Origin of the sequence: Pseudomonas sp. DrBHI1, assembly GCF_002205115.1 — a bacterium.
In the GTDB taxonomy this organism is placed as follows: domain Bacteria; phylum Pseudomonadota; class Gammaproteobacteria; order Pseudomonadales; family Pseudomonadaceae; genus Aquipseudomonas; species Aquipseudomonas mosselii.
Genome location: NZ_NIBE01000007.1, coordinates 36,133 through 60,231 on the forward strand (window position 1 = coordinate 36,133; position 24,099 = coordinate 60,231).

A 24,099-nucleotide genomic window follows, 5' to 3' on the forward strand; every position below is an offset into this window, starting at 1 on the left:
TTAGGCGCGGCCTGAGGAGAGAAGTGCATGACGCAAGTCACGGTGAAAGAACTGGCCCAAGAGGTCGAGGCACCGGTAGAGCGCCTGCTGCAGCAGATGCGTGAGGCAGGTCTGCCGCACACCGACGCCGGTCAGGTAGTGACCGACAATGAGAAGCAGACCCTGCTGACTCATTTGAAGAGCAGCCACAAGAGCAAGGCGGAAGAGCCGCGCAAGATCACCTTGCAGCGCAAGACCACCAGCACTCTGCGTGTCGCCGGTAGCAAGAGCATCAGCGTAGAAGTACGCAAGAAGAAAGTATTCGTGCAGCGCAGCCCGGAGGAAATCCAGGCTGAGCAGAAGCGTGAGCAGGAAGAGCGCCGCGCCGCCGAAAACGCCGCGCGCGAAAAGGTTGAAGCCGAAGTGCGCCAGCGCAACGAGGAGCAGGCCCGCCGTCAGGCTGCCGAGGCCCCGGCCGCTGCACCAGTGGCCAAGGCCGAGCCTGCACCTGTTGCAGCCCCGGTAATGGCCAACGCGCCGGTGTCCGAAGACGCCGCCGCTCGTGCCGCCGAGCGCAAGAAGGACGAGAGCCGTCGTAACGAAAGCCGTACCCGCGATGACGATCGTCGCGGTGGTGGCCCGGCTGCGGCCGGTCGTGGCGAAGCGCCGCGCATGTCGGTCAAGGTCAAGGTCAAGGAGAAGGAAAAGGCTCCGACTCCACGTGCAGCGCCACGCACCACCGACGAAGAGAGCGATGGTTTCCGTCGTGGTCGCGGCGGCAAGGGCAAAGGCAAGAAGCGCAACCAGCACGGCTTCCAGAACCCGACCGGTCCAGTCATTCGTGACGTGACCATCGGCGAGACCATCACCGTCTCGGAACTGGCGCAACAGATGTCGGTCAAGGCCGCTGAAGTCGTCAAGTTCATGTTCAAGCTGGGTACTCCGGTCACCATCAACCAGGTGCTCGATCAGGAGACCGCTCAACTGGTCGCCGAAGAGCTGGGCCACAAGGTCACCCTGGTCAGCGACACGGCCCTGGAAGATTCCCTGGCCGAATCGCTGAAGTTCGAAGGCGAGACCACATCGCGTGCGCCGGTCGTGACCGTCATGGGTCACGTTGACCACGGTAAGACCTCGCTGCTCGACTATATCCGTCGTGCCAAGGTTGCCGCCGGCGAAGCCGGTGGTATTACCCAGCACATCGGTGCCTACCACGTCGAAACCGACCGTGGCATGGTCACCTTCCTCGACACCCCGGGCCACGCTGCGTTTACCCAGATGCGTGCACGGGGTGCCAAGGCGACCGACATCGTCATCCTGGTGGTGGCGGCGGACGACGGCGTGATGCCGCAGACCCGCGAAGCCGTGCAGCACGCGAAAGCGGCTGGCGTTCCGCTGGTTGTCGCCGTGAACAAGATCGACAAGCCGGGTGCCGACCTCGATCGCATCCGTAACGAGCTGTCGGTCGAAGGCGTGACCTCCGAGGACTGGGGTGGTGACACGCCGTTCGTCAAGGTTTCGGCGAAGATGGGTACCGGCGTCGACGAACTGCTCGAAGCTGTCCTGCTGCAGGCCGAGATCCTCGAACTCAAGGCCACTCCGACCGCTCCTGGTCGTGGTGTCGTGGTCGAGTCGCGTCTGGACAAGGGCCGCGGCCCGGTGGCCACCATCCTGGTTCAGGACGGTACCCTGCGTCAGGGCGACATGGTCCTGGTCGGTTCCAACTATGGCCGCGTACGTGCCATGCTCGACGAGAACGGCAAGCCTGTGAAGGAAGCTGGCCCGTCGATCCCGGTCGAGATCCTTGGCCTGGACGGCACACCGGACGCAGGCGAAGAGATGTCGGTGGTTGCTGACGAGAAGAAAGCGCGTGAAGTTGCGCTGTTCCGTCAAGGCAAGTTCCGCGAGGTCAAGCTGGCCCGTGCTCACGCCGGCAAGCTGGAAAACATCTTCGAGACCATGGGGCAGGAAGAGAAGAAGACCCTCAACATCGTCCTCAAGACCGATGTGCGTGGTTCCCTCGAAGCGCTGCAGGGTTCGCTCGGCAGCCTGGGCAATGACGAAGTTCAGGTACGCGTCATTGGTGGCGGCGTCGGTGGTATCACCGAGAGCGACGCCAACCTGGCACTGGCCTCGAACGCGGTGCTGTTCGGCTTCAACGTGCGTGCCGATGCCGGTGCGCGCAAGATCGTCGAGCAGGAAGGTCTGGATATGCGTTACTACAACGTGATCTACGACATCATCGAAGACGTCAAGAAGGCCCTGACCGGCATGCTCGGCAGCGATGTTCGCGAGAACATCCTGGGTGTGGCCGAAGTGCGTGACGTGTTCCGTTCGCCGAAGTTCGGCGCCATCGCCGGCTGTATGGTCATCGAGGGTACCGTGTACCGCAACCGTCCGATTCGCGTACTGCGCGATGACGTGGTGATCTTCGAAGGCGAGCTGGAATCGCTGCGTCGCTTCAAGGACGACGCCTCCGAAGTGCGTAACGGCATGGAGTGTGGTATTGGCGTCAAGAGCTACAACGACGTCAAGGTCGGCGACAAGATCGAAGTCTTCGAGAAAGTCCAGGTGGCTCGCACACTGTAAGGGCCGAGCCGGGTGCAGGCCCCGTCGCAAGGCGGCTGGCGGCGCCTCTGAAGGTAGCGCCCGGTCAGGCTTAAGCCTGACCGGGCGTTTGCCGCTTTACGTTACAGGTAGCAAGAATGGCAAAAGAATACAGCCGTACCCAACGTATCGGCGATCAGATGCAGCGTGAGCTGGCAGAACTGATCCGCCGTGAAGTCAAAGACCCGCGTGTCGGTCTGGTGACCATCACCGCTGTCGACGTCAGCCGTGACCTGGGTCATGCGAAGGTTTTCATCACCGTCATGGGCGAAGAAACGCCCGACGCAGTGAAGCAGTCGCTCAAGGCGCTGAACAGCGCCGCCAGCTTCCTGCGCCTGCACTTGGGGCGCTCGATGCAACTGCGCAGCGTGCCACAGTTACACTTCCACTTCGATGAAAGCGTCAGCCGTGGTGTCCACCTGTCTGCGCTGATCGAGCGTGCGGTGGCCGAAGACCGCCTGCACAAGGATGCCGACGAGCTGGACGCCAAGGAGTAAACGGTGGCCCAGGTCAAACGTATCCGCCGCAATGTCAGCGGCATCATCCTGCTCGACAAGCCGTTGGGATTCACCTCCAACGCCGCCCTGCAGAAGGTTCGTTGGTTGCTCAACGCGGAAAAGGCCGGCCACACCGGCAGCCTCGATCCGCTGGCAACCGGCGTGCTGCCACTGTGCTTTGGTGAGGCGACCAAGTTCTCCCAGTACCTGCTCGATTCCGACAAGGGCTACGAGACGGTCATGCAGCTAGGGCAGACCACCACCACCGCGGACGCCGAAGGCGAGGTCCTGCAGACCCGCGAAGTAACCGTTGGTCGCGCCGACATCGAGGCCGTGATTCCGCGTTTCAAGGGTGAAATCCTTCAGGTGCCGCCGATGTACTCGGCCCTCAAGCGCGATGGCCAGCCGCTCTACAAGCTGGCACGTGCAGGAGAGGTAGTGGAGCGCGAGGCGCGTTCTGTTACTATTGGCCGCTTGGAGTTGCTCGAGTGCGAAGGCACCCGTGCGCGCCTGTCGGTTGGATGCAGCAAAGGCACCTATATTCGCACCCTGGTGGAGGATATCGGTGAGGCGCTGGGCTGTGGTGCCTATGTCGCCGAACTGCGCCGTACGCAGGCGGGCCCCTTCGAGCTGGCACAAACGGTGACGCTCGAGGAACTCGAGCAAGCCCATGCCGAAGGCGGCAACGAAGCGCTTGATCGCTTCCTCATGCCTTCGGACAGCGGGCTGCAGGACTGGCCACTGGTGCTGCTGTCCGAGCACAGCGCGTTCTACTGGCTGCATGGCCAGGCGGTACGTGCGCCGGACGCGCCGCAGTTTGGCATGGTTCGGGTACAGGATCACAATGGTCGCTTCATCGGTATCGGTGAAGTGAGCGAAGACGGGCGCATCGCGCCGCGTCGGCTGATTCGGTCGGAATGACCGGAACCACGGGCAGAGGCTTCGGCTGAAACCGGTGGATACGAGGGTGGCTGTTATTAGGCACGGTCACACCTCTTCTTTTTAATACGGGGACTTGTCCCTGGCCTATTGGAGACCGTTCGCGGGATCCGTTTATCAGGAGAAGCCAAATGGCCCTCAGCGTCGAAGAAAAAGCTCAGATCGTTGCCGAATACCAGCAAGCCGCCGGCGATACCGGTAGCCCGGAAGTGCAGGTTGCTCTGCTGACCGCCAACATCAACAAGCTGCAAGGCCACTTCAAGGCCAACGATAAAGACCACCACTCCCGTCGTGGTCTGATCCGTATGGTCAACCAGCGTCGTAAGCTGCTGGACTACCTGAAGGGCAAAGACACCACCCGTTACAGCGCCCTGATCGGTCGCCTGGGTCTGCGTCGCTAATAGCGGCCTGGCCAGTGGTGTTGCATGGCGTGTCGCATGCATCGGCAGGGTTGCCCGGCAACCCTGGCGTTGGACACGCCACGCGATCTGCGAGGTTGGCAGCCTGGTCCGTCGTGCGGTTCATCCGCCCGGCGCCAGGCTCCCAGCCTCGTGTTGTATCTGGACGGTCAATGGGGCCGATTCCCCGTTCTGCCCAAGAATTCGCAAGAACCAGTTCCCCCAAGAGCCACTGAAGAAGGTAGGAAACCGTGAACCCGGTAATCAAGAAATTCCAGTTCGGTCAATCGACCGTAACCCTCGAAACGGGCCGCATTGCCCGTCAGGCCACCGGCGCCGTGCTGGTCACCGTCGACAATGATGTCACCGTACTGGTGACCGTGGTCGGTGCCAAGCAGGCTGATCCGGGCAAGGGCTTCTTCCCGCTGTCCGTGCACTACCAGGAAAAGACCTACGCCGCCGGCAAGATCCCAGGTGGTTTCTTCAAGCGTGAAGGCCGTCCTTCCGAGAAGGAAACCCTGACCTCGCGCCTGATCGACCGTCCGATCCGCCCGCTGTTCCCTGAAGGCTTCATGAACGAAGTCCAGGTCGTCTGCACCGTGGTTTCCACCAGCAAGAAGACCGATCCGGACATCGCCGCGATGATCGGTACCTCGGCTGCCCTGGCCATCTCCGGCATTCCGTTCGAAGGCCCGATCGGCGCCGCCCGTGTCGCCTTCCACGAAAGCACCGGCTACCTGCTGAACCCGACCTACGAGCAACTGGCTGCCTCGAGCCTGGACATGGTCGTTGCCGGTACCGAGTCCGCCGTGCTGATGGTCGAATCCGAAGCCCAGGAGCTGACCGAAGACCAGATGCTGGGCGCCGTGCTGTTCGCCCACGACGAATTCCAGGCCGTGATCAAGGCGGTCAAAGAGCTGGCTGCCGAAGCTGCCAAGCCAACCTGGGACTGGAAACCTGCCGTTGCCAACACTGAGCTGTTCAACGCCATCCGTGCTGAATTCGGCGAAGCCGTTTCCCAGGGCTACACCATCACCGTCAAGGCCGACCGCTACGCGCGCCTGGGCGAGCTGCGTGACCAAGCCATTGCCAAGTTCTCCGGCGAAGAAGGCCAACCGTCGGCCGGCGAAGTCAAAGAGATCTTCGGCGAAATCGAATACCGCACCGTTCGCGAAAACATCGTCAACGGCAAGCCGCGTATCGACGGTCGCGACACTAAGACCGTGCGTCCGCTGAACATCGAAGTCGGCGTTCTGCCGAAGACCCACGGTTCGGCGCTGTTCACCCGCGGCGAAACCCAGGCCCTGGTCGTCGCGACCCTGGGTACTGCCCGTGACGCCCAGTTGCTGGACACCCTCGAAGGCGAGAAGAAAGACCCCTTCATGCTGCACTACAACTTCCCGCCGTTCTCGGTGGGCGAGTGTGGCCGCATGGGCGGTGCCGGTCGTCGCGAAATCGGCCACGGCCGTCTGGCCCGTCGTTCGGTCCAGGCCATGCTGCCGGCCGCCGACGTGTTCCCGTACACCATCCGCGTGGTGTCGGAAATCACCGAGTCCAACGGTTCCAGCTCCATGGCTTCGGTCTGCGGCGCCTCGCTGGCCCTGATGGACGCCGGCGTGCCGATGAAAGCACCGGTTGCCGGTATCGCCATGGGCCTGGTCAAGGAAGGTGACAAGTTCGCCGTCCTGACCGATATCCTGGGTGACGAAGACCACCTGGGCGACATGGACTTCAAGGTAGCGGGTACCGCCAAAGGCGTCACCGCGCTGCAGATGGACATCAAGATCAACGGCATCACCGAAGAGATCATGGAAATCGCCCTGGGCCAGGCCCTGGAAGCGCGCCTGAACATCCTCGGCCAGATGAACCAGATCATCGGCGAGTCGCGTACCGAGCTGTCGGCCAACGCCCCGACCATGATCGCGATGAAGATCGATACCGACAAGATCCGTGACGTCATCGGCAAGGGCGGCGCCACCATCCGCGCCATCTGCGAAGAGACCAAGGCTTCGATCGATATCGAAGACGATGGCTCGATCAAGATCTTTGGCGAGACCAAGGAAGCCGCGGACGCTGCCAAGCAGCGCATCCTGGGCATCACCGCCGAGGCCGAGATCGGCAAGATCTACGTCGGCAAGGTCGAGCGCATTGTCGACTTCGGCGCCTTCGTCAACATTCTGCCGGGCAAGGACGGCCTGGTGCACATCTCCATGCTGAGCGATGCTCGCGTCGAGAAAGTCACCGACGTGCTGAAGGAAGGCCAGGAAGTCGAAGTGCTGGTACTGGACGTGGACAACCGCGGCCGTATCAAGCTGTCGATCAAGGACGTTGCCGCTGCCAAGGCATCGGGCGTCTAAGCCTTCCCAGGCTGAAAGGAAGGACCCTTCGGGGTCCTTTTTTTATGCCTGCGGCTTTGTCTTGTGGACTTGCATCTTGCATGCAGGATTTTGCCCGGGCTTGCAAAATGCACGACCAGCTATCTATTGGTTAATTGTTAACTTATTGATTTAAAAGATAAAAAATAAAATCAAAAAGCTGGCACACGCCCTGCAACATCACTTCTACCTGACGCCAGGAACCACGGCGCAGACCTTTCGAAAAAACAGGAGTGACCCACATGAAGAAGTTCGCCATTGCTGCCGCTACTGCCACCGCTCTGACCCTGACCATGGCTAACGCGGCGTTCGCTGCCCAGTCCACCCAGGCCCCGATGACGCTGGCGGCCGGTGAGGTGACCAAAGCCAAGGAAGCTACTTCCGACACCTGGATCACCACCAAGGTGAAGGCCGACTTGATGACCGAGAAAGGCGTGCCAGGCAGCGACATCAAGGTCGAAACCAACAAAGGCGTAGTGTCCCTGTCCTCGGACGTGGCCATTACCGATGCGCAGAAGGAGATGGCGGTTGCCATCGCCAAAAAGATCAAGGGCGTGCAGGCCGTGTCTGCTGATGGCCTGAAGTCCGAATAAGGAATGTCCCGTCGGCCAAAAGGATTTGGCCACCCCTTCAAGCAAAAGCCCCGGCATTAGCCGGGGCTTTTGCTTGCGCTCATGCAGGCGCGCTTCAGTTCACCGGATTGCGTGCGATCACATCGCTCTCGAAGCACACCTGCTCCACGATCAACGGTTCCACCAGCGGCCTGCTGTCCCGGAAATGCGCGGTCTGGGTATGGGTCTCATACGCAGCGTCGTCCTGGTAGATCTCGTACAGGTAGATCACATCTGGATTTTCCCGATCCTGGGCCACATCGAACACCAGGCAGCCCGGTTCGGTAGCCACCGAAGCGGCGGCGTTGGCCTTGATTGCAGTGAGGAAGGCCTCGGCAGTTCCGGGTTTCACGCGGGTCTTGATAAACAGACAGTACACAGGAATCTCCTTTTGTTTTAAATTCTTTTCTGAATTGTATACAAAAATAGGAGCCGCGATCATGTCCCAACTACCTGTGCGACCAGGCCGCCTGAATGGCCTGCGTCATATCGCCTTGCTGGTCCCCAATCTGGAGGAATGCGAGCGCTTCTACGTGGATGTTCTAGGCATGGAGGTGCTGAACCGCGCCAATGAAGACCTGGTCTACCTGACCTGTGGCAACGACAACTTGTCACTGGGGCGCGGAGCAGGGGCGGCCAATGGGCTGCAGACACTGGACCACTATGGCTTCATCGTCGACAGCGTGGAGGAGCTGGAAGACTGGTACCAGTACTTCAAGGCCCATGGCGTGACGCTGCTGGATCGCCCGTTCAATCACGGCGATGGGGCGCGCAGCTTCCATTTGCTGGACCCGGCGGGGAACAAGGTGCAGCCGCTGTATCACCCGGCGGTGTCGGGGCAACGGCTGGCCTGATGGTATTGATCGCCAGCGCTACCCTCATCGCCGGCAAGCCGTCGATGAGGGCGATTGGGTCGAGATGCTTTACTCGGCATCCAGGTGCATCGGCGTCACCACGCGGCCATCGCTCTCGGCCTGGCCGAGGTTGGTGTCGATGAAGTACACCCGGTCATCTTCCAGCTGGCCCTTATCCACGAGGTAGTCCTTGATGCTGCTGGCCCGCTCCTGGCCCAGGTTGCGCAGCAGCACGGTACTTTCCGCCCAGGACTTGATCACCGCCTCGCGCAGCTTGGCGCTACGCTCGTCACGGCTCAGGTCCTGCCATTCAGCCGGGGGCTGCTGTTTCAAGCGGGTACGGTAGATGCCTTCGAGCATTGCCGGCTTGTCGCTGTCGTCCACCACCAGCAGCGAGGCGTTGGCCGGTACCTTGTCGCCGCGGCGCTGGAGGATCTTGTACCAGGTGGCCTGGTACTCGCGCTCCAGGCGCTGCTGGGCGATCAGCGGGCCGTCGCTGCTCTGGGCGGCGGTGCCTTCGATCTCCAGGCGCAGTTCGGGGCGTGCCTTGAGGGCTGAGGCGAGCTTGTCGAGGGAGGCCTGCACATCAGGGGTCAGGTCGCTGGAGCCCGCCGCGAAAGAGACGTTGCCCAGGTCTTGCGCGCCGCCGCCGGAGACCAGCCCGCCGAGCAGCTTGAACGGCGCCTGTGCCGCGCGCAGCACCAGGTTGCGCAGGGTCTGCCAGACGATCGGCATCACGCTGAATTGCGGGTTGTTGAGGTCGCCCGACACGGGCAGCTCGATGGAGATCCTGCCTTCGGTGTCCTTGAGCAGCGCCACCGCCAGGCGGATCGGCAGGTCCACGGCGTCCGGGCTGTCGACTTTCTCGCCCAGTTGCAATTGCTCGATCACTACCTTGTTCTCGGCCTTGAGCTGACCGTTGGTGATCAGGTAGTGCAGGTCCAGGTTCAGCCGGCCCTTGCGGATGCGCATGCCCGCGAACTTGCCTGAATAGGGGGTGAGGGTGGTCAGCTCGACACGCTTGAAGCTGGTGGCGATGTCCAGGCTGGCCAGCGGGTTGAACGGGTTGAGCGCGCCCTTGATGGTGACCGGCGCGTAGCGGTCCACCTTGCCCTTGATGTCCACTTTGGCCGGCAGCGGCTTGCGGTTGTCGATGGTGCCGATCTGGCCATTGAGCTGCTGCACGGCGGTGGCGAAGTTGGGTGTAAGGGTCAGGTCGGCGAAGTTGGCCGAACCGTCATTGATGCTGATCTGGCCGATACGAATGCCCAGTTCCTTGCCACCGCCGGACGCCGCCGACTTGCTCGGCGCCGCAGCCGGTTTGTCCGCGGGTTGCGGGATCAGCAGGTCGTCGACGTTGGTGGTACGGTCTTCGTTGATGATGAAGCGCGCATAGGGTTGCAGCAGAGTGACCTTGTCGATCGACAGGGCATCACCGTGCACGTAGGACAGGCCATCGACGTTGACCTGCTGCCATTTGACGAAGTCGCGGTTCTTGATGGTGTCCAGGGTGTGCAGCTGGTTGGCCTGGGCCTTGCCGGTGATGCTGAAGGCCAGTGGTTCGGTGCTCTTGAGGTCGACCTTGAGGTCGCTGGAGAGCATGCCGCTGCGCAGCTCCAGGCGGATGAACGGGCTGATGTAGGCCTGGGCGACCCGCAGGTCGATGTCGCGGGTGGCCACGTCGAGTTTCGCCGTGACCGGTGCCAGGTTGACCTGGCCGGCGGCCTGCAGCTTGCCCTGCTTGCCCACGCCGGTGTCGAGCTTGAGGGTGAAGGGTGACTGGTTGAGGCTGTCGAAGTTCTGCAGGTCGAGGTTGAGCGGGCCGACATCCAGGGCCACGGGCTCCTTCTGGCTACGGTCGGCCAGGTGGACCAGGTAGTTGCGCGCCTGCACATCCTTGAGCAGGACCTGCCAGGGCTTGCCCGGCTCCTTGGCGGCCTGCTCTTCAGGGGTCGGCTCGGCGGCGGCGGGCTCGGCCTTTTCCTTCGGCGTGGCCTTGGCGGGCTGGCTGGCGAACAGCTTCTGCCAGTCGAGCTGGCCGTCCTTCTCCAGGGCTGCCCAGGTCTCCAGCTTCTCGCTACGGATCTTGCCGACGGTGACCAGCTGTTTGGCCAGGTCGATGGAGGTCTCGCTGACTTCCAGGCTGGCCAGGCGGGCCAGCGGGCGACCGTCCGGGGCCTTTATGGCAAAGGGCGCGACCCGCACCGAGGTGTTGTCGAGCAGGAACTCGGTTTCCTTGGCGAGGTTGAGCTTGTAGTGGGTGTCGAGGCTGACCATGCCGTCTTCCAGCACCAGCGGCACGGCGTCACGCACATAAGGCCAGAACAGCTTCATCTTGCCGTCGGTGACCTTGAGGGTGCCTTCGGAGGTGATCGGCGTCAGGCTCAGGGTGCCGCTCCAGTCGATGCGCCCACCTGACGGGCCGTTGGCCACCAGGGTCATGTCGGCGTTGTCGTCGGGCAGGGTGCTGAGGTTCTTCAGTTCCAGGTTCATCGAGTCGTAGAGGAACTCGATCGGCTCGCTCGGGCGCAGGTCCTGGAAGTGCAGGTAGCCCTCGCTGAGCTTGATGCTGGCGATGCGCAGCGGGAACGGATCGCTGGGCGGCTCGTCCGGCTTGGGCTCGCTCGGCGGAATCTTGAACAGCTGGGTCAGGTTGAGGCTGCCGTCCTTGGCGAACAGCAGCTCGGTGCGCGGCTTGTCCAGTTCCACGGCGTCGAGGCGCAGGGCCTTGGTCCACAGGCTGTCGAGGGCGAGGTTGGCGTACAGGCGTTCGAAGCCGACCTGCTCCTTGCCGGGTTCGCCGATCTGCAGACCCCAGAGCGTCAGCTCAAGGCTGAACGGGTTGAGCTCGATGCGCTGCAGGTGTGCCGGCACCGTGGCGTATTGCGCCAACTGCTGGTTGGCAATGCGCAGGGCGACACCTGGAAGAATGAAAAAGCCGAGCAGGCCGTACAGGGCCACGAGGGCCAGCAGTGCGCCGATAGCGCGGGTCAATCCTTTGGGCATGTGTCGCATCGTCTGTATCAGGCTGGAGTGCTTGGAGTATGGCACGTTAAATCGGTTCCGATGAACGGAGCAAAATACCTCATTCGAGGCCCATGCGCCGCCGTGCTCGGTGCGCCGAACCGTCGCGCATGGCCCAGCGCAGTACCGGGGCGGTGTTGTTCAGGCCCAGGCGGATCATGCGCCGTTCGACCGCGCCCAGGTGCAGGCCGAGCATGGCGCAAGCCCACTCTGGCAGCAGGTCGATGCCGGCCTTGAGCATCAGCTTGCCCACCGGTTCTGCCATCCGGCTGGGCGCCGGGGCCTTGAGCAGGATGTCCACCACCTCCAGGCTGCGTGCGTCGCACTGCAGTTGCGGGCGCATGCGTTGCAGGTACTCGTCGACCTCGGCGCAGGAACGTGGCACGTCACGTGCACCGAGGCGTTCGGCGATCAGTGCGATCTCGTCGTAGTAGGCGTCCTGTTCGGCACGCGGCAGGCGGGGGTTGCGATAGCGCAAGTGGGCGGCGAGGAAGCTGCTGACTTCGGCCACATGCACCCAGGTCAGCAGGTCTGGGTCGCTGGCCGCATAGGGGCGGCCGTCGGGCGCGGTGCCGGTGACCTTGAGGTGGATGGTGCGGACCTTGTCGATCAGCCACTCGGCGTCGCGGGTGGAGCCGAAGGTGGTGCCGGAGATGAACTGACTGGTGCGGCGCAGGCGTCCTAACAGGTCCTGACGGAAATTCGAATGATCCCACACCCCGGCCAATGCCAGCGGGTGCAGCAGTTGCAGCATCAACGCGCTGATCCCGCCCACCAGCATGCTGGGGAAGTCGCCATGTACCCGCCAGCTGATGCTCTGTGGGCCGAACAGGCCGGGATCGCCTTTGGGCGATTCCAGGTCGAGCTGGCCGAGGGCCAGCCCGGTGAGGCTCATTACCTGGGTTTCGATGCGACGGCGTAGGACTTCCATGGCGACCTGTGCTGGCCGCCATGGCGGCCGTCTATGAATTGAGGCGTTTATCGTTCAGCCGGTCATCAGCCGGGCCTGAGGTGGAGCGCGTCTCGAACGTGCCACCCTGGACATGATAAACCGTGGGCTCCTCGGAAAAATACGGCGACAGGTGGGCCATGAAGACCTGGTGATCTTCACTGGCCTCGAAGCCAGGCGTGTGATCCTCGAGGGATTGCCACTGCACGATCAGGTTGAATTGATAGGGTGCTTCGATCCCTTGCGCGAGCAGGTGGCTGATGTGCCCATTGGCCCGGCTGAGCAGAGGGGCCACTTCGGCGAAGGCGTGCCTGAAGCTGTCGATATGTGCCGGCTGGATGGGAAGTATGGCGATTTCGTAGATCATGGCAGTTCTCGTTGGGTGATGGGGGCGTCAAACGCTGGCTGGGGTGTTCGCAGGCACGACCGCAATGGCGATCTTTCCTTGCAGGCCATTGTTGGGGCTTTGCAGCCGGGCGTGGGCGAGCGCAACGTCGGCCAGGGGGTAGACGGCGCCCACATGTGGCCGCAGTTGGCCGCGTTCGACCAGCGCGCTCAGCTCATCGAGCTTGCCGCGCTGCTGGCGGGTAAAGACAAAGTGATAGCTCGCGTTCTTGCCCCAGGCCTGCAGGAGGTTCTGCGGCTGCGCAATGTCCACGATCGACACCACGCGGCCCAACTGGGCCAAGGCGTCCGGGCTGCGAGACAGGGCATCGCCGCCGATGGTGTCGAACACCACGTCGACGCCATGGCCAGCGGTTTCCTTGAGGATGACATCGACATAGTCCTGGCGCTCGTGGTCGATGACCACATCGGCGCCCATGCGCCGAACGAATTCGGCGTTCGCTTCGCGCGCCGTGGTAAAGACCCTGGCGCCCATGGCCTTGGCCAGCTGGATCGCCACATGACCGACTCCGCCGGCACCGCCATGCACCAGGATGCTCTCGCCCACCCTGAGCGCCGCGCGGACCACCAGCGCCTCCCAGGCCGTGCCGCCGACCAGGCTCAGGCTTGCCGCCTCGAGATGGCTCAGCGACGGCGGCTTCAGGCCGACGATGCCTTCGGCGGCGACGTGGTATTCGGCATAGCTGCCGGCGCTTTCGAAGATCTGCGGGGTGTACCACACTTCGTCACCGGGGCTGAACGCCGTCACCCCAGGCCCGACGGCTTCGACGACGCCGGAGACGTCGTGCCCGGTGATGGCCGGCAGCGGCACCAGGTCGGGATAGTCGCCGCGGCGGACCTGGTAGTCCAGCGGGTTGACGGAGGTGGCATGCACCCGGACCAGCACCTGCCCGGCCTTTGGCACCGGTTTGGCGGTGTCACGATAGACGAACGCATCCGGGCCGCCGAAGGCATCCAGTATTAACGCTTTCATGGTGTTTCCTCGCTTCGATAAAAAGGGATATCGAGAAATATCGATATAATAAGTGGGATCAAACTGCCTTTCTGGTTCTGGGCGCCTGGCAGGCACCTCGGTGATTGCTCCGTGGTTTCGTTAAAACGGGATATCGGGAAATGCCGATATATTGAGATAAAAGCAAACCCTACAGTTCGCTCCCGATCAGCTCCGCGAGCGCGCTGATGGCCGTTTCGTTGCGCTTGTAGTAGGTCCACTGGCCAATGCGGCGGACCTCGACCAGGCCTGCACGCTGCAGGGTGGCCAGGTAGTCGGACACCGTTGACTGCGACAACCCCACGCCTTCCTGGATACTGCTCACACAGACACCCACGGTGTGAACGTCACCTTCGTCCTGCGGAGGAAAGTGTTTCACCGGGTCTTTCAGGCCTTTGAGGATCTCGAGGCGTGTGCGGTTCGAGAGTGCCTTGAATACGTCGAGCAGTTCCATGACGCGATAATATCGGGATTTACCGATATGTCAAATCGCCCCAGGGCGGCCGGCAGAGACCGCCCTGTGAAGCTGCTTACTGATTCAGGCGTTTGTCGATCAGCCCCTGGACCACACTCGGGTCGGCGAGGGTGGACGTGTCGCCCAGGTTGTCCAGTTCGTTGCAGGCGATCTTGCGCAGGATGCGCCGCATGATCTTGCCCGAACGGGTTTTGGGCAGTGCGGGCGCCCACTGGATCAGTTCAGGCTTGGCGAAGCTGCCGATCTCCTTGCTGACCAGGGCCAGCAGTTCGGCCTTGAGCGCGTCGTCCGGCACGACGCCGTTCATGGGGGTGACGAAGGCGTAAACCCCCTGGCCCTTGAGGTCATGGGGGTAACCGACCACGGCGGCCTCGGCGACGCTGTCGTGCAGCACCAGGGCGCTCTCCACCTCGGCGGTGCCGATACGGTGGCCGGAGACATTGATCACGTCGTCGATGCGCCCGGTGATCCAGTAGTCGCCATCGGCGTCGCGGCGGGCTCCGTCACCGGTGAAGTAGTAGCCGGGCATCGGCTTGAAGTAGGTGTCGACCATGCGCTGGTGGTCGCCGTAGACGCTACGGATCTGCCCGGGCCAGCTGGCCTTGATCGCCAGCAGCCCGGCTCCGGGGCCTTCGATCAACTTGCCTTTGTCGTCCAGCAGTACCGGTTGCACGCCGAACATCGGCTGGGTGGCGCAGCCAGGCTTGAGCCTTGGCGTGCCGGGGAGGGGGGTGAGCATGATGCCGCCGGTCTCGGTCTGCCACCAGGTGTCCACGATGGGGCAGCGTTTCTGTCCGACGGCCTCGAAGTACCATTCCCAGGCTTCCGGGTTGATCGGCTCACCGACACTGCCGAGCAGGCGCAGGCTCTGGCGCGAGGTACTTTGCAAGGGCTCGGGGCCTTCGCGCATCAGCGCGCGCAGGGCGGTGGGCGCGGTGTAGAAGATGTTCACCCGGTGCTTGTCGACCACCTGCCAGAAGCGCGAGGTGTCGGGGTAGTTGGGCACGCCCTCGAACATCAGCGAGATCGCGCCATTGGCCAGCGGGCCGTAGACGATATAGCTGTGGCCGGTGACCCAGCCGACGTCGGCGGTGCACCAGAACACCTCGCCGTCACGGTAGTCGAACACGATCTTGAAGGTCATGGTCGCCTGCAGCAGGTAGCCAGCGGTGGTGTGCAGCACACCCTTGGGTTTGCCGGTACTGCCCGAGGTGTAGAGGATGAACAGCGGGTCCTCGGCGTTCATCGGTTCGGCCGGGCAGTCGTCACCGGCTTTTTCCGTCACCTCGTGGTACCAGAGGTCGCGGCTTTCGCTCCAGGCCACGTCAGCGCCGGTGCGCTTGATCACGAAAACGCTGCTCACCGCCGGGCAACTGGTAAGGGCCTTGTCGACGTTCTGCTTGAGGGGGATGCGCTTGCCGCCACGCACGCCTTCGTCGGCGGTGATCACTGTACGGCAGTCGGCGTCGAGGATGCGGTCGCGCAGTGCGTCGGGGGAGAAGCCGCCGAACACCACCGAATGGATGGCGCCGATGCGCGTGCAGGCGAGCATGGCGTAGGCGGCTTCGGGGATCATCGGCATGTAGATGCAAACCCGGTCGCCTTTTTTCACGCCACGGGCTTTCAGGGCGTTGGCCAGGCGGCAGACCTGGCGGTGCAGTTCGCGGTAGCTGATGGCCTTGCTGTCCGCGGGATCGTCGCCCTCCCAGAGCAGGGCGGTCTGCTCGCCGCGCTGGGCCAGGTGGCGATCGATGCAGTTAAGGCTGGCATTCAGCTGGGCGCCGTCGAACCAGCGGGCGCTGCCAGTGTTCAGGTCGCATTGCTGCACACTCGACCAGGGCTTGATCCAGTCCAGGCGCCTGGCCTGTTCGGCCCAGAAGGTGTCGGGGGCATCTACCGACTGGCGGTAGAGGCGGCGGTAGTCGTCGTCGCTGAGGGCGGCGGACTGGCTCACGGCCAGGGCCTGGGGATAGTCGCGGAGATCGAACATGGCGGGTGGTCCTGCTCTTGTTAGGGGCGAGGGACTGCAACGGCTTATTCGATGGACAGTGTAGAAGGTGGGGGTGTTCCCGGGTGCAAAGCATCGCGGGGCAAGTCGCATCGGCGCACCGATGCGACTTGCCCCGCGATTGGTCTTGCTGGTCGATCAGCCGCGGTGACGGCCGCGGAAGTAGTTGATCAGGCCCTGGGTCGAACCATCCTCGGCGTTGTCCTCTTGGGCGCCGACCAGGCGCTGGTAGACACCCTTGCCCAGTTCCTTGCCCAGCTCGACGCCCCACTGGTCGAAGGCGTTGATGCCCCAGACCACGCTCTGCACGAACACCTTGTGCTCATACATCGCCACCAGCGCACCAAGACGGCGCGGGCTGATGCGCTCGACCACCAGGGTGTTGCTCGGACGGTTGCCCGGGATCACCTTGTGCGGTGCCAGCTTGGCGATATCGGCCTCGTTCAGGCCCTTGGCGCGCAGCTCGGTCTCGGCTTCCTCGCGGGTCTTGCCGAGCATCAGCGCCTGGCTCTGCGACAGGCAGTTGGCGTACAGCCACTGATGGTGGTCCGCCACCGGGTTGAAGCTCACCACCGGAACGATGAAGTCGGCCGGGATCAGCTGGGTGCCCTGGTGCAGCAACTGGTGGTAGGCGTGCTGGCCGTTGCAGCCGACGCCGCCCCAGATCACCGGGCCAGTGTCGGTCTTCACCGGGCTGCCGTCCTGCAGAACGCTCTTGCCGTTGGATTCCATGTCCAGCTGCTGCAGGTGTTTGGTGATGTTGCGCAGGTAGTGGTCGTACGGCAGGATCGCGTGGGCCTGGGCACCCCAGAAATTGCCGTACCACACGCCCAGCAGGGCCAGCAGCACCGGCATGTTCTTTTCGAACGGCGCGGTCTGGAAGTGCTGGTCCATGGTGTAGGCGCCGGACAGCAGTTCCTTGAAGTTGGCGGTGCCGATGGCCAGGGCGATTGGCAGGCCAATGGCCGACCACAGCGAGTAGCGGCCGCCGACCCAGTCCCACATCGGGAAGATGTTCTCTTCGCGGATGCCGAAGGCCACGGCCGCGGCCTTGTTGCTCGACACGGCGATGAAGTGACGGTACAGCTCTGCCTCCGAACCGCCCTGGGCGAGGTACCAGGTGCGCGCGGCCTGGGCGTTCTTCAGGGTTTCCAGGGTGTTGAACGACTTCGACGAGACGATGAACAGGGTGGTCTCGGCGCGCAGGTTGGCCGACAGCTCGTGGAACTCGCTGCCGTCGATGTTCGCCAGGTAGTGGCAGCGCACGCCGCGCTGGGCGTAGGGCAGCAGCGCCTCGGAGACCAGCTCGGGGCCGAGGAACGAGCCACCGATGCCAATATTGACCACGTCGGTGATCGGTTTTTCGCTGTAGCCGCGCCACAGGCCGTCGTGGATGCGGCCGACCAGTTCGGTGATCTGGTTCAGTACCTTGTGCACTTCCGGCATCACGTTGACGCCGTTCACGCTGAGCTTGTCGCCGACCGGGCGGCGCAGGGCGGTATGCAGCACCGGGCGGCCTTCGGAGGCGTTGATGATCTCACCGCTGAACATCGACTTGATGGCCGCTTCCAGGTCGACTTCCTTGGCCAGGTTCACCAGCAGGTCACGGGTCTGCTCGGTGATCAGGTTCTTCGAGTAGTCGAGGAACAGGCCGCAGCTGCTCAAGGAGAACTGCTCGAAGCGCTTGCCGTCGGCGGCGAAGGCTTCGCGCATGCTGAAGCCCTGCATGGCGTCGCGGTGTTGCTGAAGCGCCTGCCAGGCGGGCAGCGCCGTCACATCGTGGGGGGTACGGTAATACGCCATTGCGGGTGGTTTCCTTGGTGCATGGTCAGGCTTGGACAGCGGCATTCGTTGCCGGTTGCAAGCTGGACATTATAGGCATTGGCGCCAAGGCGGGAATGGGGCGAGGCAAACGGTGTGGATTAAAAATTGTCACCACCTGGATACCTGGCGTGCGTGGGGCGACGATTCGCCGCGTCCACGCGCGGATGTCAGGCGGTCTGCTCTTCCAGGTGCAGGTATATGTTGTCGATCAGACGGGTATTACCCAGGTACGCCGCCGCGATCACCACAAGGTCACGGTCGTCGATCATCGCCGGGCGCAGCGTCAGGGCGTGGCGCACTTCCAGGTAGTCCTTGCGCAGGCCTGCCGCTTCCAGTTGCGCCTGGCCCTCGGCGATCAGCGCCGCGAAATCGCGCTGGCCATGGCGCAGGGCCTCGGCGATGCCGTTCAGGGTGCGGTACAGCGCCGGGGCGGTGGCTCGCTGTTCTGGCGTCAGGTAGCCATTGCGCGACGACAGCGCCAGGCCGTCCTCGGCGCGCACGGTCGGCTCGCCGATGATCTGGATCGGCATGTTCAGGTCGCGCACCATGGCGCGGATCACCGCCAGTTGCTGGAAGTCTTTTTCGCCGAACACGGCCAAGTCCGGCTGGACCATGTTGAACAGCTTGCTGACCACCGTCGCCACGCCTTCGAAGTGGCCGGGGCGGCTGGCGCCGCACAGGCCTTCGGAGAGCTGCGGCACGCTCACCCGGGTCTGCACCGCCATGCCGTCGGGATACATCTCCTCGACGGTGGGGGCGAACAGCAGGTGGCAGCCGGCCTGGAGCAGTGTTTCCTGGTCGGCGGCGAGGGTGCGGGGGTACTTGTCCAGATCCTCGCCGGCGCCGAACTGCAGCGGGTTGACGAAGATGCTGGCGACCACGAAGTCGGCGCGCTGGGCGGCCTTGGTCACCAGGGCGGCGTGGCCGCTGTGCAGGTTGCCCATGGTCGGCACGAAGGCGATGCGCTTGCCTTCGCCACGGGCGCGGGCTACGGCGGCGCGCAGTTCACGGACGGTCTTGACGGTATTCATGCGCTGAACCCATGTTCGCTGCCTGGGAAACTGACTTCCTTGACCGCACGGACATAGGCGGCCAGGGCACTCTGGATGTCCGGCTGGCCGGCCATGAAGTTCTTCACGAACTTCGGCACACGGCCGCTGAGCGACAGCCCGAGCATGTCATGCAGGACCAGCACTTGGCCATCGGTGGCGCTGCCGGCGCCGATGCCGATCACCGGAATGCTTACCGCCTGGGTGATTTCCGCCGCCAGTTCGCTGGGCACGCACTCAAGCAGCAGCATGGCCGCGCCGGCCTGCTCCAGGGCGATGGCGTCGGCGCGCATTTGCCGGGCCTGGGCTTCCTGGCGACCCTGGACCTTGTAGCCCCCCAGCACATTGACCGTCTGCGGGGTCAGGCCCATGTGCGCGCACACCGGCACGCCGCGCTCGGCCAGCAGGCGAATGGTTTCGGCCAGCCAGGCGGCGCCTTCGATCTTGAGCATGTGGGCGCCGGCGCGCATCAGTTCGGCGGCGTTGGCAAAGGCCTGTTCGGGAGTGGCATGGGCCATGAACGGCAGGTCGGCGAGGATCAGCGCGCCATCATTGCCGCGTTTGACGCACGCCGTGTGGTAGGCCATGTCGCGGTTGGTGACGGGCAGGGTGCTGTCATGGCCCTGCAGGACCATCCCCAGGGAGTCGCCCACCAGCAGGACTTCCACGCCGGCCTGGCTGGCGACCTTGGCGAAGGTCGCGTCGTAGCAGGTCAGCATGGTGATTTTTTCGCCCTTGGCCTTCAGGCCGTGCAGGGTGGTCAGGGTTACTTCAGGCATGTAGGGGAATCCTCGTTCAGGCGCTGTGAACAACAACTGCGTACAACGCGTGTATTCATCTTCCGGAGCGGCACATCATCGTCTGTGATGTTCGGGCACAGGTCCGTCCGGGCCTAAATGGGTGATTGCGGCAGAGTGGCGCCGCGGGACGCCTATAGTCGTGAGCGAGGTGGGGGAAGTCAACCAGGCGTGTTACCGCATTGTTACGGCACCGGTGTTACTGGCGTTACCGCGGTCGGAAACGCCCGAATTACAGGCGTTCCAGGCCGACGAACGGACAATCTTCGAGCAGCTGCGCCAGTGCGCGACCGTCGGCGAGGCGGAATTCGGCGGGCACCAGCTCGGCGAGCGGGTACAGCACAAAGGCGCGGGCATGCATGTGATAGTGCGGCACCTGCAGGCGCGGCACGTCGATGACTTGGTCCCCGAACAACAGCACGTCGAGGTCGAGGGTGCGTGGGCCCCAGCGCTCCTGGCGCACGCGGCCCTGGTCGTTCTCGATGGCTTGCAGCGCGTCAAGCAGCTCCAGCGGCGCCAAGGCCGTGTCGATGGCCGCCACGGCATTGGTGTAGCGCGGCTGGCCGGGCAGCAGCGAGTCGCTGGTGTAGAGCGCCGAGGCCGCCGCCAGGCGGGTGTCGGCGATCAGGTCCAGCGCCTGCAGGGCGCTGCGCAGCTGCTCGGCGGGCTCATCCAGGTTGCTGCCCAGGCCGATGAACGCACGGGTGTTCATGCTCAGTCCCAGGCCTGCTCGTCGTCGCGCTTGCGTTTGCCGCCGCTGCGCTTGCGCTTGCGTGGGCCGGCAGTGCCGCCGGCACCGTCGTCGCGGCTGCCTAGCTCGCGGATCATGTCGCGGCGCTGGCTGTCGTTGGCGTCCTGGTAGTCGGTCCACCATTCGCCCAGGCCGTCGGTTTCCTCGCCGGCGCTTTCACGCAGCAGCAGGAAGTCGTAGCCGGCGCGGAAGCGCGGGTTGTCCAGTAGCATGTCGGCGCGCTTGCCGCTGCGCCGTGGCAGGCGCTCCTGCATGTCCCAGATCTCGCGGATCGGCAGGGTGAAGCGCTTGGGAATGGCAATGCGCGCGCACTGCTCGGCGATCAGGTCGTGGGCCGCGCCGTTCATGGCCGGGATCGGCGGCACGCCTTGGCTCTGCAGGTACAGCGCACGTCCCGGCAGGGCCGGCCAGAGCAGGGCGGCGAAGAGAAACGCCGGGGTCACCGGCTTGCCCTGTTTGACGCGCAGGTCGGTGTTGCTCAGGGCCTGGCTGATCAGGGTGTGGGTGTAGGTCGGGCGCTCTTCCAGGGCCTGGCTGCTGGCTGGGAACAGCGGCTCGAACAGTTGCAGGTCGACCAGCATCTCGAAGGTGATCGCGCCCTGGCCGTTGAGGAACAGCTTGAGGCTTTCCTCGAACAGGCGTGCCGGCGGAATGTCACGCAGCATGGGCGCCAGCTCGCGGATTGGCTGCACGGTGTGCTTCTCGATGCCGAAGTCCAGCTTGGCGGCAAAGCGCACGGCGCGCAGCATGCGTACCGGGTCTTCCTGGTAGCGGTGCGTGGGGTCGCCGATCAGGCGCAGCAGACGATTACGGATGTCATGGACACCGTTGGCGTAGTCGAGGATGCGCTCGCTGACCGGATCGTAGTACAGGGCGTTGATGGTGAAGTCGCGGCGTTGCGCGTCTTCTTCCAGGGTGCCGTATACGTTGTCGCGCAGGATGCGGCCACTGGCGTTATGCGACGAGCGGTGGCTATCGGACTGGTCTTCATCCGAGTGCGGGGCACGGAAGGTGGCGACCTCGATTATGTCACGGCCGAAATGCACGTGGACCAGCTTGAAGCGCCGACCGATGATGCGGGCGTTGCGGAACTCCGCGCGGACCTGCTCGGGCGTGGCGCTGGTGGCGACGTCGAAGTCCTTGGGCGTGATGCCCAGCAGCAGGTCGCGGACACAGCCACCGACCAGGTAGGCCTGGTAACCGGCTGCCTGCAGACGCTCGACGATGCTCACGGCATGGCGGCTGAACTGGCTGCGCTGCAGCGAGTGCTGGCTCTTGTTGATCACTTCAGGCGTGGTGCGCCTGTGGTGCTGGCCACGAACGGGCGGGCGGAACGACTGGAACAGCTTCTTCAGCATGGGATGCACTGTTTGAAGGAATGATCGGCCAAGGATAGGAGAATGGCCGCATGATGGGCGGGGATTCTAGCATTTACTGGGGGAATGGTGTAGGCGGTGTCGCAGGGGGTGATACGAAGGGGAGAAACGACATGGGGAGCCGAAGCTCCCCATCAAGTCGTTGCGTGCTCTTATTGTTTTTTTTACGGGCTTCTTGTTTTTGTTGAATGCCCTGTCCACAAATCTGAAAGCTTGTGGACGACCCCCAAACCAGGGGTGAAGAGCAAACGGATTGCTTTGGTCGCCGAGTTGATGCTGATCTGTTGATCCAATCAGTTCAGGTGCTGCTTTTTAGTGCAGTTTTTGTTGTTCTCTGCCTGATCGTGGGGCAAGCCCCAAACACAACGCCTCTCCAAAAGAATCAGTTAGCTGCGCCTCCGCCGTCTTGTTCTTATTGTGCGTGAGTCGTTTCGTCTTGTTCTTATTCTGAGTTGCAGTGCTTGTTATTGTTCTTGTACCAGAGATATAGCAGGTGCCGTGCCAACTTTTGAAAACCCAATGAAATCGGGGGTTTCAGTGATACAGGCAGGTTTTGGGGCGGGGCAAATGTAGAAATTTCGTTACCTTACGCCTCGGTGATGTTACGCCTGACAGGGTGGGGTAACAGATTTTTGCGGGAACTGATGTGTTACCGCGCAAACGCATCGCGGGGAATGCCCGCTCCCACGCACCAGGCAAGGCTGGCGTGGGAGCGGGCATTCCCCGCGATCTGTCGGCGTTGAATCAATTGTCGCTGGTGGCGTTGCTCTTGCGCCGCGGGATGCCCAGGCGCTGGCGGCGCTCCCACAGGCATTTGCGGCTGACGCCCAGCTTGCGCGCCAGTTCGGTCTCGGTCATGTGGTCCTGGTGCTCGAGAACGAAATGCTGGAAGTAGTCCTCCAGCGACAGGTCCTCGGTCGGCTCGTGGCTGGCGTTGTTGGCGCTGGCCAGGCTCGGCAGGTTGTCCAGTACGTCGTCGTCTTCCAGGTCGCTCAGCTCGATGTCGATGCCCAGCAGCTCGGCAGAAATTTCCGCGCTCTCGCTAAGGATCACCGCGCGCTCCACGGCGTTCTCCAGTTCGCGCACGTTGCCCGGCCAGCTGTAGTGACGGATGGCCTGCTCGGCCTCGTGGGAGAAATGCAGGTCGTCGCGGCCGATGCGCGCGCTCTGGCGGGCGAGGAAGGCATTGGCGATCTCGTTGACGTCGCTGCCGCGCTCGCGCAGGGCCGGCAGCTTCAGGGCAATCACGTGCAGGCGGTAGTACAGGTCTTCGCGGAACTGCCCGGCCTTGGCCAGGTTCTTCAGGTCGCGGTGGGTCGCGGCGATCAGGCGCACATCGACCTTCTGCGACTGCACCGAACCGACCCGGCGGATCTCGCCTTCCTGCAGCACGCGCAGCAGGCGGGCCTGGGCCTCAAGGGGCAGTTCGCCGATCTCGTCGAGGAACAGGGTGCCGCCGTCGGCGGCCTCGACCAGGCCCGCGCGCCCGGCGCTGGCACCGGTGAACGCGCCCTTCTCGTGGCCGAACAGCTCCGATTCGATGAGCGTTTCCGGAATCGCCGCGCAGTTTACCGAGATCATCGGTGCCTTGGCCCGGCGCGAAAGGTTGTGCAAGGCGCGGGCGACCAGCTCCTTGCCGGTGCCCGACTCGCCCTGGATCAGCACATTGGAGTCGGTCGGGGCGACCTTGCGAATCTTGACGTACATGTCCTGCATGGGCGGGCACGAGCCGATGATGCCGATCTCGCCGTTGGCGGCCGCGCTACCGGCCTTGTCGCTGACGGCCTTGCCGTTGCCGGCGCGAGGTTCGGCGACAGGCGCGGTGGCCGGGGCGTTGTGTCGGTCGCGCAGGATGCGGGCCACGGCCTGGAGCATCTCGTCGTGGTCGAAGGGCTTGGCGATGTAGTCCACCGCGCCCATCTTCATCGAGTCCACCGCCGAGCGCAGGCTGGCGTAGCTGGTCATGATCAGCACCGGTGTGCCCTGGCCGAGCTTGATCAGCTCGGTGCCCGGGGCGCCCGGCAGGCGCAGGTCGCTGACGATCAGATCGAAGGTGGCAATGCTGAAGCGTTCCTGGGCTTCCTGCACCGAGCCGGCTTCGCTGACCTGGTACTGGTTCCGTTCAAGCAGGCGACGCAGGGCCGAACGGATGATGGTTTCGTCTTCGACGATCAGAATGTGCGGCATTGA

Annotated in this window: 20 protein-coding genes; 7 read left to right on the top strand and 13 right to left on the bottom strand. The window is 63.5% G+C overall.

Annotated features, from left to right (window positions below):
* The first annotated feature begins 27 nt into the window (after positions 1–27).
* The 6 genes from infB (at position 28) to CC207_RS00990 (ending at position 7,388) form a co-directional block, all read left to right on the top strand.
* Complete coding sequence (gene infB, locus CC207_RS00965; RefSeq protein ID WP_028691252.1) at positions 28–2,568, top strand: translation initiation factor IF-2; 2,541 nt, start codon at positions 28–30, stop codon at positions 2,566–2,568.
* A 116-nt stretch (positions 2,569–2,684) separates the two neighbouring features.
* Positions 2,685–3,083, top strand: a complete 399-nt coding sequence (gene rbfA, locus CC207_RS00970; protein ID WP_028691251.1) for a 30S ribosome-binding factor RbfA — start codon at positions 2,685–2,687, stop codon at positions 3,081–3,083.
* Positions 3,084–3,086: 3 nt separating this feature from the next.
* A complete protein-coding gene (truB, locus tag CC207_RS00975) occupies positions 3,087–4,004 on the top strand; it encodes a tRNA pseudouridine(55) synthase TruB (protein ID WP_062360905.1) in 918 nt (305 codons plus the stop codon).
* Between the two features lie 149 nt (positions 4,005–4,153).
* The gene (rpsO, locus tag CC207_RS00980; protein WP_003249971.1) at positions 4,154–4,423 is read left to right on the top strand and encodes a 30S ribosomal protein S15; all 270 of its coding nucleotides are present in this window, start codon (positions 4,154–4,156) and stop codon (positions 4,421–4,423) included.
* 248 nt (positions 4,424–4,671) lie between these two features.
* Entirely contained in the window at positions 4,672–6,777 is a 2,106-nt protein-coding gene (gene pnp / locus CC207_RS00985; RefSeq protein ID WP_028691249.1) for a polyribonucleotide nucleotidyltransferase, read from the top strand.
* 260 nt (positions 6,778–7,037) lie between these two features.
* A complete protein-coding gene (locus CC207_RS00990) occupies positions 7,038–7,388 on the top strand; it encodes a BON domain-containing protein (protein ID WP_028691248.1) in 351 nt (116 codons plus the stop codon).
* Positions 7,389–7,482: 94 nt separating this feature from the next.
* Here CC207_RS00990 and CC207_RS00995 read toward each other — a convergent pair whose 3' ends face one another.
* Positions 7,483–7,785: a putative quinol monooxygenase gene (locus CC207_RS00995; protein WP_028691247.1), complete on the bottom strand. Its 303-nt coding sequence runs from the start codon at positions 7,783–7,785 to the stop codon at positions 7,483–7,485.
* Positions 7,786–7,846: 61 nt separating this feature from the next.
* Between CC207_RS00995 and CC207_RS01000 the strand changes: the two genes are divergently transcribed.
* Positions 7,847–8,260: a VOC family protein gene (locus CC207_RS01000; protein ID WP_028691246.1), complete on the top strand. Its 414-nt coding sequence runs from the start codon at positions 7,847–7,849 to the stop codon at positions 8,258–8,260.
* 69 nt (positions 8,261–8,329) lie between these two features.
* Here CC207_RS01000 and CC207_RS01005 read toward each other — a convergent pair whose 3' ends face one another.
* The 12 genes from CC207_RS01005 to CC207_RS01060 form a co-directional block, all read right to left on the bottom strand.
* The gene (locus CC207_RS01005) at positions 8,330–11,266 is read right to left on the bottom strand and encodes a DUF748 domain-containing protein (protein WP_088851438.1); all 2,937 of its coding nucleotides are present in this window, start codon (positions 11,264–11,266) and stop codon (positions 8,330–8,332) included.
* Between the two features lie 79 nt (positions 11,267–11,345).
* On the bottom strand, positions 11,346–12,215 hold the full coding sequence (locus tag CC207_RS01010) for an oxygenase MpaB family protein (RefSeq protein WP_088851439.1): 870 nt from the start codon (positions 12,213–12,215) through the stop codon (positions 11,346–11,348).
* A gap of 31 nt (positions 12,216–12,246) precedes the next feature.
* Complete coding sequence (locus CC207_RS01015; RefSeq protein WP_028691243.1) at positions 12,247–12,600, bottom strand: antibiotic biosynthesis monooxygenase; 354 nt, start codon at positions 12,598–12,600, stop codon at positions 12,247–12,249.
* A gap of 27 nt (positions 12,601–12,627) precedes the next feature.
* Positions 12,628–13,611, bottom strand: coding sequence for a zinc-dependent alcohol dehydrogenase family protein (locus CC207_RS01020; RefSeq protein WP_088851440.1), 984 nt, complete (start codon positions 13,609–13,611; stop codon positions 12,628–12,630).
* 169 nt (positions 13,612–13,780) lie between these two features.
* Positions 13,781–14,083, bottom strand: a complete 303-nt coding sequence (locus CC207_RS01025) for a helix-turn-helix transcriptional regulator (protein WP_028691241.1) — start codon at positions 14,081–14,083, stop codon at positions 13,781–13,783.
* Positions 14,084–14,159: 76 nt separating this feature from the next.
* Positions 14,160–16,094, bottom strand: coding sequence for an acetate--CoA ligase (gene acs / locus CC207_RS01030; protein WP_088851441.1), 1,935 nt, complete (start codon positions 16,092–16,094; stop codon positions 14,160–14,162).
* A 156-nt stretch (positions 16,095–16,250) separates the two neighbouring features.
* Positions 16,251–17,915, bottom strand: coding sequence for a glucose-6-phosphate isomerase (pgi, locus tag CC207_RS01035; protein WP_028691239.1), 1,665 nt, complete (start codon positions 17,913–17,915; stop codon positions 16,251–16,253).
* Positions 17,916–18,103: 188 nt separating this feature from the next.
* Positions 18,104–18,967, bottom strand: coding sequence for a pantoate--beta-alanine ligase (gene panC / locus CC207_RS01040; RefSeq protein ID WP_028691238.1), 864 nt, complete (start codon positions 18,965–18,967; stop codon positions 18,104–18,106).
* Positions 18,964–19,764, bottom strand: a complete 801-nt coding sequence (panB, locus tag CC207_RS01045) for a 3-methyl-2-oxobutanoate hydroxymethyltransferase (RefSeq protein ID WP_028691237.1) — start codon at positions 19,762–19,764, stop codon at positions 18,964–18,966. The genes panC and panB overlap by 4 nt, the downstream gene beginning before the upstream one ends.
* Positions 19,765–20,014: 250 nt before the next feature.
* Entirely contained in the window at positions 20,015–20,494 is a 480-nt protein-coding gene (gene folK / locus CC207_RS01050) for a 2-amino-4-hydroxy-6-hydroxymethyldihydropteridine diphosphokinase (RefSeq protein ID WP_088851442.1), read from the bottom strand.
* Between the two features lie 2 nt (positions 20,495–20,496).
* A complete protein-coding gene (locus tag CC207_RS01055) occupies positions 20,497–21,891 on the bottom strand; it encodes a polynucleotide adenylyltransferase PcnB (RefSeq protein WP_028691235.1) in 1,395 nt (464 codons plus the stop codon).
* Between the two features lie 762 nt (positions 21,892–22,653).
* Positions 22,654–24,096, bottom strand: a complete 1,443-nt coding sequence (locus CC207_RS01060; RefSeq protein ID WP_088851443.1) for a sigma-54 dependent transcriptional regulator — start codon at positions 24,094–24,096, stop codon at positions 22,654–22,656.
* Positions 24,097–24,099 lie beyond the last annotated feature (3 nt).

What these genes read in the sequence shown, in the direction of transcription:
- infB (WP_028691252.1), top strand. Translation starts at nt 28, where the DNA reads ATGACGCAAGTCACGGTGAAAGAACTGGCCCAAGAGGTCGAGGCACCG.
- rbfA (WP_028691251.1), top strand. Translation starts at nt 2,685, where the DNA reads ATGGCAAAAGAATACAGCCGTACCCAACGTATCGGCGATCAGATGCAG.
- rpsO (WP_003249971.1), top strand. Translation starts at nt 4,154, where the DNA reads ATGGCCCTCAGCGTCGAAGAAAAAGCTCAGATCGTTGCCGAATACCAG.
- CC207_RS00990 (WP_028691248.1), top strand. Translation starts at nt 7,038, where the DNA reads ATGAAGAAGTTCGCCATTGCTGCCGCTACTGCCACCGCTCTGACCCTG.
- CC207_RS01000 (WP_028691246.1), top strand. Translation starts at nt 7,847, where the DNA reads ATGTCCCAACTACCTGTGCGACCAGGCCGCCTGAATGGCCTGCGTCAT.
- CC207_RS01005 (WP_088851438.1), bottom strand. Translation starts at nt 11,266, where the DNA reads ATGCCCAAAGGATTGACCCGCGCTATCGGCGCACTGCTGGCCCTCGTG.
- CC207_RS01010 (WP_088851439.1), bottom strand. Translation starts at nt 12,215, where the DNA reads ATGGAAGTCCTACGCCGTCGCATCGAAACCCAGGTAATGAGCCTCACC.
- CC207_RS01015 (WP_028691243.1), bottom strand. Translation starts at nt 12,600, where the DNA reads ATGATCTACGAAATCGCCATACTTCCCATCCAGCCGGCACATATCGAC.
- CC207_RS01020 (WP_088851440.1), bottom strand. Translation starts at nt 13,611, where the DNA reads ATGAAAGCGTTAATACTGGATGCCTTCGGCGGCCCGGATGCGTTCGTC.
- CC207_RS01025 (WP_028691241.1), bottom strand. Translation starts at nt 14,083, where the DNA reads ATGGAACTGCTCGACGTATTCAAGGCACTCTCGAACCGCACACGCCTC.
- acs (WP_088851441.1), bottom strand. Translation starts at nt 16,094, where the DNA reads ATGTTCGATCTCCGCGACTATCCCCAGGCCCTGGCCGTGAGCCAGTCC.
- pgi (WP_028691239.1), bottom strand. Translation starts at nt 17,915, where the DNA reads ATGGCGTATTACCGTACCCCCCACGATGTGACGGCGCTGCCCGCCTGG.
- panC (WP_028691238.1), bottom strand. Translation starts at nt 18,967, where the DNA reads ATGAATACCGTCAAGACCGTCCGTGAACTGCGCGCCGCCGTAGCCCGC.
- panB (WP_028691237.1), bottom strand. Translation starts at nt 19,764, where the DNA reads ATGCCTGAAGTAACCCTGACCACCCTGCACGGCCTGAAGGCCAAGGGC.
- folK (WP_088851442.1), bottom strand. Translation starts at nt 20,494, where the DNA reads ATGAACACCCGTGCGTTCATCGGCCTGGGCAGCAACCTGGATGAGCCC.
- CC207_RS01055 (WP_028691235.1), bottom strand. Translation starts at nt 21,891, where the DNA reads ATGCTGAAGAAGCTGTTCCAGTCGTTCCGCCCGCCCGTTCGTGGCCAG.
- CC207_RS01060 (WP_088851443.1), bottom strand. Translation starts at nt 24,096, where the DNA reads ATGCCGCACATTCTGATCGTCGAAGACGAAACCATCATCCGTTCGGCC.